General features: G+C 63.7%; 13 protein-coding genes. 8 read left to right on the plus strand and 5 right to left on the minus strand.

Going from position 1 to position 16,148, the window contains the following annotated elements; all coding sequences use genetic code 11:
* Positions 1-92 precede the first annotated feature (92 nt).
* Positions 93-1,226 (minus strand): site-specific DNA-methyltransferase, encoded by a 1,134-nt coding sequence (locus Q0S16_RS09990; protein ID WP_295847683.1) that lies wholly within the window; start codon positions 1,224-1,226, stop codon positions 93-95.
* Positions 1,227-1,460: 234 nt separating this feature from the next.
* Between Q0S16_RS09990 and Q0S16_RS09995 the strand changes: the two genes are divergently transcribed.
* Both Q0S16_RS09995 and moaB read left to right on the plus strand, forming a co-directional pair.
* Entirely contained in the window at positions 1,461-2,393 is a 933-nt protein-coding gene (locus Q0S16_RS09995) for a neutral zinc metallopeptidase (RefSeq protein ID WP_295847685.1), read from the plus strand.
* A gap of 101 nt (positions 2,394-2,494) precedes the next feature.
* Positions 2,495-3,046 carry a molybdenum cofactor biosynthesis protein B gene (moaB, locus tag Q0S16_RS10000; RefSeq protein WP_295847687.1) on the plus strand — a complete coding sequence of 184 codons (552 nt, stop codon included), beginning with the start codon at positions 2,495-2,497 and terminating at the stop codon, positions 3,044-3,046.
* A 141-nt stretch (positions 3,047-3,187) separates the two neighbouring features.
* On the opposite strand, the gene Q0S16_RS10005 is transcribed toward moaB, so the two are convergent.
* Positions 3,188-4,117 carry a helix-turn-helix domain-containing GNAT family N-acetyltransferase gene (locus tag Q0S16_RS10005; protein ID WP_295847690.1) on the minus strand — a complete coding sequence of 310 codons (930 nt, stop codon included), beginning with the start codon at positions 4,115-4,117 and terminating at the stop codon, positions 3,188-3,190.
* Between the two features lie 66 nt (positions 4,118-4,183).
* Positions 4,184-4,750 carry a glycosyl transferase gene (locus Q0S16_RS10010; protein ID WP_295847694.1) on the minus strand — a complete coding sequence of 189 codons (567 nt, stop codon included), beginning with the start codon at positions 4,748-4,750 and terminating at the stop codon, positions 4,184-4,186.
* A 183-nt stretch (positions 4,751-4,933) separates the two neighbouring features.
* On the opposite strand from Q0S16_RS10010, the gene Q0S16_RS10015 reads away from it, so the two are divergent.
* The 3 genes from Q0S16_RS10015 to Q0S16_RS10025 all read left to right on the plus strand — a co-directional run bounded on the left by Q0S16_RS10015 (position 4,934) and on the right by Q0S16_RS10025 (position 8,652).
* Positions 4,934-6,097 carry a PA0069 family radical SAM protein gene (locus tag Q0S16_RS10015; RefSeq protein ID WP_295847695.1) on the plus strand — a complete coding sequence of 388 codons (1,164 nt, stop codon included), beginning with the start codon at positions 4,934-4,936 and terminating at the stop codon, positions 6,095-6,097.
* Between the two features lie 234 nt (positions 6,098-6,331).
* A complete protein-coding gene (locus tag Q0S16_RS10020) occupies positions 6,332-7,063 on the plus strand; it encodes a ribonuclease HII (protein ID WP_295847698.1) in 732 nt (243 codons plus the stop codon).
* 80 nt (positions 7,064-7,143) lie between these two features.
* Positions 7,144-8,652: a glycosyltransferase family 39 protein gene (locus Q0S16_RS10025; protein ID WP_295847700.1), complete on the plus strand. Its 1,509-nt coding sequence runs from the start codon at positions 7,144-7,146 to the stop codon at positions 8,650-8,652.
* Here Q0S16_RS10025 and Q0S16_RS10030 read toward each other — a convergent pair whose 3' ends face one another.
* Positions 8,653-9,489 (minus strand): uracil-DNA glycosylase, encoded by an 837-nt coding sequence (locus Q0S16_RS10030; protein ID WP_295847708.1) that lies wholly within the window; start codon positions 9,487-9,489, stop codon positions 8,653-8,655.
* Between the two features lie 137 nt (positions 9,490-9,626).
* Here Q0S16_RS10030 and Q0S16_RS10035 point away from each other — a divergent pair, with 137 nt between their 5' ends.
* The 3 genes from Q0S16_RS10035 (at position 9,627) to Q0S16_RS10045 (ending at position 14,241) form a co-directional block, all read left to right on the plus strand.
* Positions 9,627-11,285 carry an electron transfer flavoprotein-ubiquinone oxidoreductase gene (locus Q0S16_RS10035; RefSeq protein ID WP_295847702.1) on the plus strand — a complete coding sequence of 553 codons (1,659 nt, stop codon included), beginning with the start codon at positions 9,627-9,629 and terminating at the stop codon, positions 11,283-11,285.
* A gap of 267 nt (positions 11,286-11,552) precedes the next feature.
* Entirely contained in the window at positions 11,553-13,337 is a 1,785-nt protein-coding gene (locus Q0S16_RS10040) for a tetratricopeptide repeat protein (RefSeq protein WP_295847704.1), read from the plus strand.
* A gap of 19 nt (positions 13,338-13,356) precedes the next feature.
* Positions 13,357-14,241, plus strand: coding sequence for a 4-(cytidine 5'-diphospho)-2-C-methyl-D-erythritol kinase (locus Q0S16_RS10045; RefSeq protein ID WP_295847710.1), 885 nt, complete (start codon positions 13,357-13,359; stop codon positions 14,239-14,241).
* Between the two features lie 8 nt (positions 14,242-14,249).
* Here Q0S16_RS10045 and Q0S16_RS10050 read toward each other — a convergent pair whose 3' ends face one another.
* Positions 14,250-15,941, minus strand: a complete 1,692-nt coding sequence (locus tag Q0S16_RS10050) for an alpha-amylase family protein (RefSeq protein WP_295847706.1) — start codon at positions 15,939-15,941, stop codon at positions 14,250-14,252.
* Between the last annotated feature and the right edge of the window lie 207 nt (positions 15,942-16,148).

Genomic DNA, 16,148 nt, shown 5'->3' on the forward strand with positions numbered 1-16,148 from the left:
GGGCGCCGGGGCGTGCCCACGTTTTCATTGTTCAGATACGATGGAACGCGAGCGTGCTGCGCAAGGGCGCATTTGCGCATCCTGCGTAGAGTTCAGGCCCCACCCATTCCGCTGCGGATTTCGGCGCGCAATTCGTCGATCAGCCGGAGGCCCTTCTTGGTTTCGACGTGCCAGAATGTCCAGCCGTTGCAGGCGGCGGAACCTTGCGCGACCGCGCCCATGCGGTGGATCGAACCGACCTTGTCGCCGAGCATGATGGCGCCGTCGGCGCGCACCAGCGCACCATGGCGTTTCTTCACATCGACAAGCTTGGTGCCGGGCAGGATCATGCCGCGCTCGAGCAATTCGGAGAAAGCCACGCGCGGCGCGGATCGGGCGGTCATGAACGGGGCGAGGGTGGCTTCCGGCAGCGGCTCGATGGCTGCGATCCGGGCTTCGGCGGCGGCGGCGTAGTCGCGGTCACGTTCGAAGCCGATATAATTGCGGCCGAGCCGCTTGGCGACGGCGCCGGTGGTGCCGGTACCATTGAACGGATCGATTACCAGATCGCCGGGCTTCGACGATGACAGCAGCACGCGGGCCAGCAGGCCTTCGGGCTTCTGGGTTGGATGCACCTTTTTGCCGTCGGCGCCCTTCAGGCGCTCGTCGCCGGTGCACAAGGGAATCAGCCAGTCGGAACGCGCCTGGACGTCTTCATTCGCGGCCTTGAGGGCCTCGTAGTTGAAGGTATAGCCCTTGGCATTCTCGTCGCGCGCAGCCCAGATCATGGTCTCGTGCGCATTGGTGAAGCGGCGGCCGCGGAAATTCGGCATCGGGTTGGATTTACGCCACACGATATCGTTCAGCACCCAGAAGCCGAGGTCCTGCATGATCGAGCCAACACGAAAAATGTTGTGGTAGGATCCGATCACCCACAGGGTCGCCGACGGCTTCATGATGCGGCGGGCGGCAAGCAGCCAGGCGCGCGTGAAATCGTCATAGGCGGCGAATGACGAGAACTTGTCCCAGTCATCGGTGACCGCGTCGACGTGCGATTCGTCGGGGCGTTTGAGGTCGCCCTTCAGTTGCAGGTTGTACGGTGGATCTGCGAACACCAGATCGACCGAATGGGCCGGCAACTTTGACATCTCGGCGACGCAATCCCCGATGACGATACGGGAGCTCGGGCCGGATTTTATTTCTATGCGGGGCGCCCTTGCAGACGCCCCGCGAAGCGAAACAACCATGACTCAACTACTCTGACTCAGGCGACGCTGTCGGCGACGCGGGACTAACAAACCGACTATCCACACTGTGACGCCGCAAAGTAAAAATCGACTTAATTGCAATCTTGTTGTTGGGTGTTCGTGCTAGGCAATATTTGCCGGGCCGTTTAATGCTAAATGCCATGGAAATTATCGGGCGCAGCCGCGTTAGGGTCGGCGCCCGATCCGAGACGAATGAAATGAAGGAAAGCCGCCATGCGTTACGATGACTTCCGTCGCAGCGACAATATCGACGACCGTCGTGACGACGAAGGTGGCGGTGGCGGCGGTGGTTTCGGCCTGCCGATGGGCGGCGGCGGTCTCGGTATCGGCACCGTGATCGTGCTCGGCCTGGTCGGCTGGGCGTTCGGCATCGATCCGCGCATCCTGATCGGCGGCGCGGAGATTCTCACCGGCGGCCAGCAACAGGCGCCGACCTACCAGACTGACCGTCGCTCGGCGCCGTCCAAGGGTGGCGCGCCGACCGATGAAATGGGCAGCATGATTTCAGGCGTGCTCGGCGAGATCGATGATCGCTGGAGCGAAATATTCAATGAAAGCGGGCAGCGTTATTCCGGCCCGCGCATCGTGTTGTTCAAGAACGCCACCAATGGCGGCCGTTGCGGTCAGGCGCAGGCGGCGATGGGGCCATTTTATTGCCCGCCCGAGAAACAAATCTTTCTCGACACCGGCTTTTTCCGCCAGGTCGAGACGCGCTTTCACGGCTGCTCCGGCAATGCCTGCAAATTCACAGCGGCCTATATCATTGCGCATGAGGCTGGTCACCACATCCAGAACCTGCTGGGCATCCTGCCGCGCGTACAGCGGCTGCAGGAGCAGGCCGGCAGCAAGGCGGCGGCCAATGCGCTGCAGGTCAAGGTCGAGCTGCAGGCCGATTGCCTGTCCGGCGTCTGGGTCAATCGCGAATCGAAAAAGCGCCCGGGCTTCCTCGAAGCGGGCGACATCGATGCCGCGCTGCAGACCGCGACCGCGATCGGCGACGATACCCTGCAGCGTCAGGCGCAGGGCCGCGTGGTGCCCGATTCTTTCACCCACGGCTCAGCCGAGCAGCGCAAGCGCTGGTTCATGACCGGCTATCAGCAGGGCACCGTGGCGTCCTGCAACACTTTTGGCGCGCAGCAGCTTTAGGCGTCATTGCGAGCGAAGCAAAGCAATCCAGGAGCCGCGGGCAAAGGCTGGATTGCTTCGTCGCAAATGCTCCTCGCAACGACGAATGGGGAATGAGATCCATGTCACTTATTGATACTGTAAAATCCTTCGTGCCGCTCAACATCGCGGTGCTGACGATCTCCGACACGCGCTCGATCGCCGATGACAAGTCGGGCGCGACGCTGGCGGATCGGCTGACGGCGGCCGGTCATCATCTCGCGGCCAGGGACATCGTCACCGACGACGTCGAGGTGATCCGCGCCATCGTCAGAGCATGGATCGCGGATGTCGGCATAGATGCGATCATCACTACCGGCGGCACCGGGTTCACGGGCCGCGACGTGACGCCGGAAGCGATTGAACCGCTGTTCGAAAAGCGCATGGATGGTTTTTCCATCGCCTTTCACATGATGAGCCATGGCAAGATCGGCACCTCGACGATCCAGAGCCGTGCTACCGCGGGCACCGCTGGCGCGACCTTCATCTTCTGCCTGCCGGGGTCGCCGGGCGCCTGCCGCGACGGCTGGGACGGCATTCTGGCGCCGCAGTTGGATTACCGCACCAAGCCGTGCAATTTCGTCGAGATCATGCCGCGGCTGGATGAGCATTTGCGACGCGGCAAGGCGAAGTAGCGCCGCATACTGTCATTCCGGGATGCGGCTAACGGCGAAGCCGGATGGCGCAGGCCCGGAATCCCGGGATGTTCTGCGCTGAAGCATCTCGGGATTCCGGGGTCGCGGGCGGCTGGCGCCGCCCACTCCCCGGAATGACAGCTACAATTTCATCTCCCAGGTCTCGCCGACCAGCTCGACGCCAAAACTGTGGTGCGGTTCGCTGGCGATCAATTCAAAGCCGGCGTGCTGATAAATGCCGCGCGCGGCCAGCAGGTTGCTCTGCGTCCACAATGTGATCGAGGAATAGCCGGCCTGGCGCGCGAAGCGGATGCATTGCTGCACCAGCGCGCGGCCGATGCCGAGCCCGCGCGCTGCTCGCTCAACCAGCAGAAGCCGAATCCTGGCGATATCGTCCGAAGCCTTCACCAGGAAGATCGATCCGGCTGGCAGACCATCAACCTCGGCAATCCAGCAGGCTTCGCGCGATGCGTCGTAGCCGCGGATAAATTGCGCTGCGATCTCGGCGACCAGGGCCTCGAAACCGATGTCCCAGCCATATTCCTCTGCGTAAAGCGCGCCGTGCCGCGAGATCACCCAGCCGATGTCTCCGGGCCGATGCGGCCGCAGCGTCGCGGCGCGGGCTCTGCTCACCTGGGGGGCCAGCAAGTTCTCGATGGTCGCCATCGCTTGCACCACGCGGTCATCGTCACCGGGGGGAAGTTCGCCCAGCAGCGCGGCGACATGGTCGTGCGAACTGCGGTTGAGCCTGCCAGAGGCCAGCCGGCCCTTGGCCGTCAGCCCGAGCTGGAATTGCCTGCGGTCCGAAGGCAGCGGCTTGCGGCTGATCAGCCCCTTGTCGAGAAAGACCTGGAGAATGCGGCTGAGGTAGCCGGCATCGAGGCTGAGGTCGGCCGCGATCTGCTTGGCGGAGAGGTCATCGCGATGCGCCAGCTCATACAGCACCCGCGCTTCGGTCAGCGAATAGGGGCTGTCGAGCAGGTTCTGCTCCAGCACGCCCAGCTTGCGGGTGTAGAAGCGATTGAAGCCGCGCACGGCGGCGATCCGGTTTTCGGCAGCGGTCTCGGACATGGCCAACCTCGATGGTTGCCACAGTCAATCAATTGGTTGATTTTGGCAAGTAGTTTGCCGACCGGGTCAGGCGACGATGATCCGGCTGCGTAGCAGCGTGCGCGACGAGCGGCCAAGCCGGCGCAGCAACCGCGCTTCGGAGCGGCGCGCGTCGGCATGACCGCCGAGCTGGTCGTAATGGTCGCGGGCGATCAGCAGGCCCTGATCGGCCGACGGGCCGGCGATCATCCGCGCCAGGAATTTCAGGCCGTCACGAAAACCGCTGTCGCTATACGGGGAGCGGGCATAGCGGAAGATGCCGGCGCGCGGCCGGTTACTCCCTGAAACCCGCTGGATGAATTGTGAGGTTTCATCGATCCAGCCGGCATCCAGCACGGCGCCGGCCTGCAAAAACATCAGCCAAGGCGAGCGCGCCTGGCGGGCGCCGGCCGCCAGCGCCGCCGCGCGTGAACCCTGAAAGTTCAGGAAGCCGCAGCCGGCCACGTCGGCGACATGCTCGATCACGCCATTCTCGACCCGATCCACCAGCAGCACCTCCTTGATCACGCCGGCGGCGGCGCCCGGCACCAACGCCGCCAAGGTGGCAACGGCCGGCTGCTCGACGCCTTCTGTGGGAATGATCACGCTCAGCATGGCAGGCACATATTACCTTTGATGATTGGCTTCGACAGAGTTACACCACCTTGTGGTTACATATCCGTACGACTTCCGCAGAATTGAACCCGCAAGCATTGGTGCGAGATTGCACACCACGTCCGAGTGACGCTAATTAATTTATGTTCTTGATTTGTTCCTTCGTGCCGCTATCCTGGTGGCATGAGTCGCAAAAATGCTGCCGCCATCAAGCACCCGCCGGTCACGGCGCCCTCCGAACCGGCGGGTGTGCCTTCGCCTTTTCCCGAGATCGCGGTAGCGATCGAGAAGCAACGACGGCGCGGCCGCGGCGCTCAGTCCAATGACAGCGGCCGCTTCGAGGCCGAAGCCCGGGTCGCCTTCGATGACGGCTGGCAGAGCCTCGACGACCTGCCGGCCTTCAAGACCACCGTCGCGGTGGACACCGCGCGAAAGGTCATCACCCGTAACGAGTCGCCAGATATCGGCTTCGATCGCTCGATCAATCCCTATCGCGGCTGCGAGCATGGTTGCGTCTATTGCTTCGCGCGGCCGAGCCACGCCTTTCTCGGCCTGTCGCCCGGCCTCGATTTTGAATCCAAGCTGTTCGTGAAGCCGGACGCGCCGGGGCTCCTGGAGAAGGAGCTGGCGGCGCCGGACTACGAGCCGAAGATGATCGCGATCGGCACCAACACCGATCCGTACCAGCCGATCGAGCGCGAGCATAAAGTGATGCGCGGCATGCTCGAAGTGCTGGAGCGCGCTTCGCACCCGGTCGGCATTGTTACCAAATCGGCCCTGGTCACCCGCGATATCGATATTCTGGCGCGGATGGCCAAGCGCAACCTCGTCAAGGTGGCGATCTCCGTCACCTCGCTGGATCCGCAACTGTCGCGCACCATGGAGCCACGGGCGTCGTCGCCTGCGAGGCGGCTGGAAGCGTTAAGGCAATTGTCCGAGGCCGGCATTCCGACCACGGTGATGGTGGCGCCAGTGATCCCGGCGCTCAACGATGCCGAGATCGAGCGCATCCTTGACGCGGCCGCGCATGCTGGCGTCAAGGAGGCCAGCTATGTGCTGCTGCGGCTGCCGCTCGAGGTCCGCGACCTGTTCCGGGAATGGCTGATGGCCAATTATCCGGACCGCTACCGCCACGTTTTCACGCTGATCCGCGACATGCGCGGCGGCCGCGACTACGACTCGCAATGGGGTACTAGGATGAAGGGTACCGGCCCGATGGCCTGGATGATCGGCCGCCGCTTCGAGATCGCCGCGGCCAGGCTCGGCCTCAACAAACGCCGTTCGAAGCTGACGACAGATCATTTCATCCGGCTGAGCAAGCCGGCCCAGCAATTGAGCCTGTTCTAGGAATTTGAAGGACGGAGCGAAAATCCCACTCGACGCCAGCGTGGGGCAGGGATGAGATGAAATTCGCTGCCAGGACTTGGCCCCTCGTCGCTTCCGAGGGTGCCTGCGCAGCGCATGCGGGTGGAGGGGAGTTCGTGAGCCACGCGGGCTCCCCTCGCCCGATCGCCGGTGAAGAATGGGTACGGCCGCAGGTTCCCGGTTGCGCGGGTCGACGCCGTTCAGCACGATCGCGGCATGATTCGCCCCCCAGCTCCCGACCAGCCCAAGCCGCGCAAGCCGGCGATCGCTTTCAAACCGCCGAGCTTCACCCGTGAACGCGCGCTGCTGAAAAGCGGCGTCTGGCCGGTGGCAGGTTGCGACGAGGCCGGCAGAGGTCCGCTGGCAGGACCGGTGGTCGCTGCTGCCGTGATTCTCGATCCGAAGCGCATTCCGAAAGGCCTCGATGATTCCAAGCGGCTCACCGCTGCCAGGCGCGAGGAATTGTTCGAGGAGATCTGCGCCACCGCGTCCTTCGCCGTGGCCTATGCCTCGCCGGCCCGGATCGATCGGGACAATATCCTTCGCGCCTCGCTGTGGGCGCTGGCGCGCGCGGTACATGCGCTGCCGGAGGCGCCGAAGCACGTCTTCGTCGATGGACGCGACAGGATCGATATCGGTTGCGGCTGCGAGCCGGTGATCGGCGGCGACGGCCTCATTCTGTCGATTGCCGCGGCCTCGATCCTGGCCAAAGTGTCGCGCGACCGGCTGATGTGCCGACTGGCGGAGGATTGCCCCGGCTACGGTTTCGAAGTCCACAAGGGCTATGGGGTGCCGCAGCACCTGGCGGCATTGACCGAACTAGGCCCCAGCGTCCATCATCGTCGCCTGTTCGCGCCGGTGGCCGCGGCCCGCGCCAGGCATCAGGACATTGCGCTGGATGCCCAGCTGCCGCGGGAGACCGCGGTTGTGATCGAGGCGTCGGCCTAGCGCGCTGCTCGGTTGCCTCGTCCGTCGGCGCGCTTTATCACACAAGCACGCCCGAACTCCCGTTGGCTGGCCCACGCTTGATGCGTTTCACCTCCCTGATCGTCGAACTGATCCGCGCCCGGCCGCGCCTGGTGTTCTGGATCGTCGTGCTGTGCCAGGCCGCGATCTGGCTGGTGGTGCCGTTGCTGCTGTACCGCGGCCCGCCCGGCGATCTCGCCACCGTGCTGGCCTATGGCCGCGAATATCAGGTCGGTACCGACCTTGGCCCGCCGCTCGCCTTCTGGCTCGCCGATATCGCCTTCCGCGCCGCCGGCAATCATATTTTCGGCGTCTATCTTCTGGCGCAGCTGTGTTTCATCGCGACCTGTCGCGCGCTGTTCTATCTGGCGCGCAACATGGTCGGCGGCCCGCAGGCGGTGCTTGTGGTGCTGCTGACCATGACGGTCACGGCGTTCAGTTCGCCGGGTGTCGAATTCGGACCGCTGGTGCTGGCGCGACCGCTGTGGTCGATGTTGTTGCTGCATGCCTGGCTGGCGATCGGTGAGGGCCGGCGCAACGCCTGGTTTGCGCTGTCGATCGAGGCTGGGCTGCTGCTGCTCACGACGTCCAGCGCGATGTGGCTGCTGTGGCTCCCGGTCGCCTTTGGCCTGGCCACCGCGCGGGGCCGCCGCAATCTGACGTCGTTCGATCCGCTGTTCGCACTGCTGGTGATTGTGGTGCTGGCATTGCCTTATCTGATGTGGGTGATCCGCGCCGATGCCATCGTGGTGCCGGCGTTGCCCGCGGCGATTGACCTCGCGGGCAGGGCACAGCATGGCGGCCTGCTGCTCGGCGGGCTGCTGGCGATGCTGGCCGGGGTGATCGTGCTGACCGCGATGAACTGGGGCTGGCTGGTACGCCGGCCCGAGGATGCGCAGGTGATCTTCCGCCCGCCGGTCGATCCGCTGGCGCGGCGCTACGTGTATTTCTTCGCGCTGGCGCCGGGCCTGCTCGGCGGCCTGTTGGCGGTCCTGTACGGCTTCGATCGGGTCGCCGGCGGCGCCGGCATCGCGCTGATGATGGCGGGGCTGGCGGTGGTGGTGGCATCGGGCGACCTGATCCTGCTGCGGCGTCAGCAGGTGCTGCGCAAGGTCTGGGCCTTCGCCATTGTCGCGCCGGCGCTGGCAGCCTTTGCCAGCCTGCTGATCCAGCCCTGGATCAGCAACCGCGAGGTTGACACCGCGCTGCCGGCAAACGAGATCGGCCGCTTCTTTGGTGAAAGCTTCGAGCGCCGCACCGGCCAGAAACTGCAGGCCGCTGCCGGCGACCCTCAATTGGCCTCGCTGATCGGCATGGGGCCGGCGCGACCGCACGTGCTGCTCGATGCCACGCCGTCCCGCACGCCATGGATCACCCCGCAAAGCTTTGCCGAGACCGGCGGTGTCGTGGTGTGGCGCGCGGCGGATACGGTCGGCACGCCGCCGGAAGATATCGCCGTGCGCTTCCCGGGCCTCGCCCCGGAAGTGCCGCGCGCGTTCGATCGTCTGGTCAACGGCCGGCAGCCGGCGCTGCGGATCGGCTGGGCCATCGTGCGGCCGAAGGCGCCATAGTCAGGCGCCGCAAGCGGGCAATGCCTGCAGCGCCTTGGCGATCAAGCGCAGATCGACCCAGGCCATTCGCTTGTAGCCCGGTGAGCGCAGCAGATATTCCGGGTGGAAGCTGGCAATGGCGCGGATTTTTCGCGTGCCGGTGTCGTAATCGACCCAGCGCCCGCGCGATTTCATGATGCCGTCCTTCGTCCGCAGCAGGGTCTGGGTCGCAGGGTTGCCCAGCGTCACCAGGATGTCCGGATTGACCAGTTCGATCTGGCGCTGGATGAACGGCAGGCAGATCTGCGTCTCCTGTGGCGTCGGCGTGCGGTTGCCCGGCGGTCGCCATGGAATAACATTGGCGATATAGACGGTACTGCGGTCGAGCCCGATGGCGGCCATCATCCGATCGAGCAGCTTGCCCGGCGCGCCGACAAACGGCAGACCCTCGATGTCCTCGTCGCGGCCGGGCGTCTCGCCGACAAACATGATGCGCGCCTGCGGATTGCCGGCGGCGAATACCAGCTGCGTGGCGGTCGATTTCAGGGCGCAGCCCTCGAAATTCTTCAGCGTGGCGTGCAGGGCCTCCAGCGTCGGCGCCGCACCCGCCACCTCGCGGGCGGCGGCGATCGCCACTTCGGGGGCGACTTCGACCTTGGCTGGCGGTCGCGCCGGCGTGGTCGGCTTCATCGACGCCAGTACCGGACGTTTTGACGTGGCTTCAGCAGCCGGTAGGGCGGGGGCCACGTCGATATCGGCGAGCCGGTTGACCGGCTCATCCATCAGGGCGCAATCAACCCCGGCTTCGAGGTAAAAGGCCAGCAATTGCGCAATGCTCGGCGCGGGTTCAGGCGACAGGGTGGGCATTCCGACAATCTAGGGCATTTTGCCCGCCGGCGAAACGGTGCCCGGCGGCATTCGATGGTTGTTCTTCCCGAAAAAATCGGAAACAACATCTCCTAGAAGCGTTCTGAACGGGTCAAAGAGATTAAATTATGAGCAGCGAAGAACTTCCGCCGCGCGAGTCCATGGAATTCGACGTCGTCATCATTGGCGCCGGCCCATCGGGTCTGGCTGCCGCGATCCGGCTGAAACAACTCAACGCGGAACTCTCGGTCGTGGTGGTCGAGAAGGGGTCGGAAGTCGGAGCACACATCCTGTCCGGCGCGGTGATCGATCCGGCGTCGCTCGACCAATTGATCCCGGACTGGCGCGAGGACGCCGATTGCCCGCTGAAGACCCAGGTCAAGGACGACCAGTTCTTCTTCATGACCAAGACCGGCGGCTTCAAGCTGCCGGGTTTCCTGCTGCCGCCGCTGATGCACAACGATCATTGCTACATCACCTCGCTGGGCATGGTGACGCGCTGGCTCGGTGCGAAAGCCGAGGCGCTTGGCGTCGAGATCTATCCCGGCTTTGCCGCCGCTGAAACGCTGTACGACGAGAAAGGCGCGGTACGCGGTATCGCCACCGGCGACATGGGCGTCGGCCGAGACGGCAAGCCGAAGGATTCGTTCACCCGCGGCATGGAACTGCTCGGCAAGTACACGCTGTTCGCCGAAGGCGCGCGCGGCAGCCTGACCAAGCAGCTGATCGCCAAATTCGCGCTCGACAAGGATTGCGAGCCCGGCAAGTTCGGCATCGGTCTCAAGGAAATCTGGCAGATCGATCCGGCCAAGCACAAGAAAGGTACGGTGCAGCACTCGTTTGGCTGGCCGCTCGACAATGGCACCGGCGGCGGCTCGTTCCTCTATCACTACGACGACAATCTGGTCGCCGTCGGCTTCGTGCTTCACCTGAACTACGAAAATCCGTACCTCTATCCGTTCGAGGAATTCCAGCGTTTCAAGACCCACCCGCTAATCCGCGACACTTTTGCCGGCGCCAAGCGCCTGGCTTACGGCTCACGCGCCATCACCGAAGGCGGCTATCAGTCAGTGCCGCGCCTGACCTTCCCCGGCGGCGCGTTGATCGGCTGCGCCGCGGGCTTCGTCAACGTGCCGCGCATCAAGGGCGTGCATAATGCGATGGCCAGCGGCATGCAGGCGGCGGAGCACATCTCTGTCGCACTGCAGGCCGGCCGCGCCAATGATGAGCTGGTCGACTATGAAAACGGCTGGCGGTCTTCTTCGATTGGCAAGGATCTGTTCCCGGTCCGCAATGCAAAGCCGTTATGGTCGAAGTTCGGTACCCTGTTCGGCAATGCGCTCGGCGGCTTCGACATGTGGTGCAACACCTTCGGCTTCTCGCTGTTCGGCACCCAGTCCCATGCCAAGCCGGATCGCAAGACGTTGAAGCCGGCGAAGGACTATCAGCCGATCGCCTATCCGAAGCCGGACGGCAAGCTGACCTTCGACAGGCTGTCCTCGGTGTTTCTGTCGAATACCAATCATGAGGAAGATCAGCCGATCCATCTCAAGGTCGCCGACCTGGAACTGCAGAAGACCTCGGAGCACGACGTGTTCGCCGGTCCGTCGAACCGGTACTGCCCGGCAGGCGTTTATGAATGGGTCGAGGAAAGCACCGGACCGCGCTTCCAGATCAATGCGCAGAATTGCGTTCACTGCAAAACCTGCGACGTGAAGGACCCCAACGGCAACATCACCTGGGTTCCCCCGGAAGGTGGTGGCGGCCCGAATTACGAGGCGATGTAGCGCCGCCGCGACCACGATTGCGTGAGCGGCGGCCTCGTCCCGGGCGTGCCGCCGGTCACGATACCGCCACACTGAAAGGGTTTTCAGGAAAGATGGCGCGGTTCGATAGCCGGGAAGCTGTTTTACAGGGCCTTCCGGGATGGCCGCCGATCCTTGCGATTGAACGCCAAACCCGGCATTGTCAGTTGGCTTGATGCTGCCGGGACAGATGCGCATTCTAGCCCGTCTCGTATTTCTGCCCACAAATCCTGGAGCTAGGCGAACCCTATGGTTTCCAATCGTTTCAATCGCCTGGCGCTTGCCGTTGCGACCTTTGCCGCGCTCGCGGCGTCCGGCCCGCTGCTCGCGCAGACTCCCGATCATGCAGGCGACAGCGCCGCCCAGTTTCCCAACAAGACCGATCTGAAATCACTGACAACGGCGGGCAGTTACCTCGCCGCGCGGCACGCCAGCGTCGAGCGCGACGCGACCTCCGCCGCTGCGTTTTACCGCTCGGCGCTGCGCACCGATCCGAAGAACAACGAGTTGCTCGACCGCGCCTTCATCTCGTCGCTCGCCGATGGCGACATCGACGAGGCCGTGAAGCTCGCGGATCGTATTCTGACCATCGACAAGTCGAACCGCGTGGCCCGTCTGGTGGTCGGCGTCCGCGATCTCAAGGCGAAAAAATACGCCGCTGCGCAGCAGAATATCAGCCAGTCGGTTCGCGGCCCGATCACCGATCTCGTCGCGGTCCTGTTGTCGGGCTGGGCCAGCTACGGTGCCGGCGACAGCAAGACCGCCATTTCCAACATCGACAAGCTGGCCGGACCGGAGTGGTATCCGATCTTCAAGGATCTGCATGCCGGCATGCTGCTCGATCTCGCGGGCAAGCAGAAGGACGCTGGCGCGCGGTTTGAACGCGCTTACAAGCTAGACGATTCCGCCTTGCGTGTTGCCGACGCCTATGCGCGATGGACGTCTCGCAACAAGGATGATGCATCGGCGCAGGCCATTTACGAGAATTTCAACAAGAAGCTGGCGCGCCATCCGCTGATTCTTGAAGGTATTCGCGACACCAAGGCCGGCAAGAAGCTGGTGCCGCTGGTTGACAGCGCGCAGGCTGGCGCCGCGGAAGCCCTGTATGGCATCGGCGCCTCGCTGACCCGCCGCGGCGGCGAGGATCTCGCCCTGGTCTACCTCCAGCTCGCGCTGTATCTGAAGCCGGACCATTCGCTGGCGTTGTTGTCGCTGGCCGATCTCTACGAATCGGTGAAGAAGCCGCAGATGGCGATCAAGGTCTACGAGCGGATGCCGGCCAGTTCTCCGCTGAAGCGCAATGCGCAGATCCAGCAGGCTACCGATCTGGACTCCGCCGACCGCAGCGATGAGGCAATCGCCATTCTCAAGGGCGTGGTGAAGGAAGATCCGAAGGATCTCGAGGCTATCATGGCGCTCGGCAACATCGAGCGCGGCCGCAAGAAATTCGCCGAATGCGCCGAGACCTATACGCTCGGCATCGAGGCTCAGGCCGCGCAGTCCGACAAGCCGAACTGGGTATCTTACTACTTCCGTGGCATCTGCCAGGAGAGGTCCAAGCAGTGGGCCAAGGCCGAGGCTGACATGCGCAAGGCGCTGGAGCTGCAGCCCGAGCAGCCGCATGTGCTGAACTACCTCGGCTATTCCTGGATCGACCAGGGTATCAACCTCGACGACGCCATGAAGATGATCAAGCGCGCCGTCGATCAGCGTCCCGATGATGGCTATATCGTCGACTCGCTCGGCTGGGCCTATTTTCGCATCGGCAATTACGAGGATGCGGTGAAGAACCTCGAGCGTGCCATCGACCTGAAGCCGGAAGATCCGACCATCAACGACCATCTCGGCGATGCCTATTGGCGCGTCGGCCGCACCCTGGAAGCCAAATTCCAGTGGCAGCATGCGCGTGATCTGAAGCCGGAAGCAGAAGAACTGCCGAAGATCGACGCCAAGATGGAAAACGGATTGCCGGATGACGCTACGCCGTCGGCGGCCTCCGCCGACAAGAAAAAAGAAGACGGCAAGGGCGGCTGATCGAATGGATGGTTTGTCGATGCCGGCGCTGGAAGAAGACGCGCGCGCCAAGGTCAATCTCACCCTCCGGGTAGTTGGCCGCCGGGTCGACGGCTATCATGACCTCGAAAGCGTGGTGGCGTTTGCCGACTGCGCGGACCGCCTGACGCTGCGGTCCGGTGTCGAGCTGACGCTGACGACAAGCGGACCTCGCGCGGAGGAATGCGGCGAACACGCCGACAACCTCGTCACCAAGGCTGCGCGACTGCTCGGCGAGCGCTGCGATGGCCTGACCTTCGGCGCCTTCGCACTCGACAAGCATCTGCCGGTCGCCGCTGGCATTGGTGGTGGTTCGGCCGATGCCGCGGCCGCCTTGCGGCTGCTGGCGCGCACCAACAAGCTTGAACTCGATGATGCCCGCGTGATCGAGGTCGCGCGGCTGACCGGTGCCGACGTTCCTGTCTGCCTCAAGTCACAGTCCTGCGTGATGACCGGCGTTGGTGAAACGCTGTTGCCGCTGCGCCTGCCACGGCTGCCTTGCGTGATGGTGAATCCGCGGGTGCCGGTGGCGACCAAGGATGTCTTCAAGGAGCTCGGCCTGAAGAACGGCGAATTGCGCGTCGGGGTGACCGACGTGCTGAAGGCGCCGAAATGGCCAGGCGAGGGCGCGTCGATCGATGTCTGGATCGCGGCGCTCTGTGCAGGAACCAACGATCTCGAAGCACCGGCGCTGAAGGTCGAGCCGATAATCGGCGAGGTACTTGCCGCGCTGAACGCAGCCGAAGGCACGCGCTTGGCGCGGATGTCGGGCTCCGGCGCGACCTGCTTTGCCATCTTCGCCAATGATGCCGACGCGCAGCGGGCAGCGCATGCGATCCAGCTTGCGCACCCGCTGTGGTGGGTGCATGCCGGCGCGCTGAGCTGACGTGATCGCTATGCGGGATGCCCTTGCGTCTCGCCGTCGATGTCGCTTCGCCGCAACAGATAATCCAGTCCGCCGACGCGGTACCAGCGATAGGCATAGGCTTCCAGCATCAGATGATGCCTGCCCTTATCGTCGGCGTGGCTGTGGTCCTCGGCGAGCAGATTGATCAGGTGTCCGTCCTGCTCGGTCCTGAGGCCGACCGCGAATGATACTTCGCACGGCTTCTCATCAAGATTATGCACGAACAGCACCGAATTGTTGCGCCAGTCATAGCGGATCGCCAGCACCGCCGGGTTGCGGGTCGGGACGATCACAAAATCGCCCCAGCCGATCTCCGGAACCTCCTTGCGCATCCGGATCATGCGCTCGGTCCAGTTCAGCATGGAATTGGGATCGCGGCGCTGCATGGCGACATTGACGTGCGTATAGCCAAACGGGCCCTTGTCGATCACCGGGTTCTTCGGCCTGTCGTGCTTGGTAAAGCCGGCTTGCGGCTCGCTCGACCATTGCATCGGCGTACGCGCGCAGTTGCGCTCCGACAGGCTGAGATCGTCCCCCATCGCGATCTCGTCGCCATAGCGCAGCACCGGCGTGCCCGGTAGCGAATACATCAGGCTGTAGGCCAGTTCGAGCCGGCGGCGGTCGCCGCCCAGCATTGGCGCGAGGCGGCGCCGGATGCCGCGGTCATAGAGCTGCATCGATTTGTCGGAGCCGAATTTCTCGAACACGGTCGCGCGCTGTTGCTCGCTGAGGCGGCCAAGGTCGAGCTCGTCATGGTTGCGCAGGAACAGGCCCCATTGCGCCGTCGCTGGGCGCTGCCTGGTCACCTTCAGCGCAGCGGCCAATGGGCGGGAGTCGCCGGACGCCAGCGCGTAGAACAGGTTCTGGTTGACGTGGAAGTTGAACATCATCTGCATGCGATCGCCGTCATCGCCAAAATACTCCATGTCGGTTTCCGGCTCGACATTGGCTTCGGCGAGGATGATGGCGTCACCCTTGCGCCACTGCAGGTATTCCCGGAAGCCGCGCAGCATGTCGTATTGTTCGTCGGGCTTGTTGACCTTCGGTCCCTTGGTGGCGATCACGAACGGCACCGCATCCATGCGAAAACCGGACACGCCGAGCTGTAGCCAGAACCCCATGATCTTCAAGATCTCGGCCTGTACGTGCGGGTTCGAGGTGTTGAGGTCGGGCTGGAAATCATAGAAGCGGTGAAAGAACCAGGACGCCGCGTCCTTCTCGCGCGTCCAGGTGGATTTCTGCACGCCGGGAAACACCATGCCCTTGTTGGCGTTGGCAGGCTTCTTGTCGGACCACACGTACCAGTCACGATACTTCGAGTCGGGCGACCTCTTCGCATCCTTGAACCAGCCGTGTTGGTCCGAGGTGTGGTTGACCACGAGATCGATGATGACGCGGATGCCGCGCTGGTGACAGCCATGGGTAAACTCGACGAAATCGCCGAGCGAGCCGTACTTCGGATCGACGCCGTAATAATCGGAGATATCGTAGCCGTCGTCGCGGCCGGGCGAGGGTTGAAAGGGCATCAGCCAGATCGCGGTGACGCCGAGCCCGTCGAGATAATCCAGCCGCCGCGTCAGTCCCTTGAAGTCACCGACGCCGTCGCCGTCGGCATCCATGAAACTGCCTACCGAGAGACAATAGAATACGGCGTTCTTGTACCAGAGGTCGTCGATCATGCGGCGCACCGATTGGCGTGGAAGATGCGGTTCAAGTCATCGGCCGGGCAGTGGTTCCGATTCTTTCCTCCCTCTCCCCTTGTGGGAGAGGGTGGATCGACGCGCGTAGCGTGTCGAGACGGGTGAGGGGTGCAGAGGAGCTCCGTCGCTCCCCTCATCCGACGCCGAATTCGCCGGCGCCACCTTCTCCCACAAGGGGAGAAGGAA

The sequence above is a fragment of the Tardiphaga sp. genome (genome assembly GCF_025356345.1).
Classification (GTDB): domain Bacteria; phylum Pseudomonadota; class Alphaproteobacteria; order Rhizobiales; family Xanthobacteraceae; genus Tardiphaga.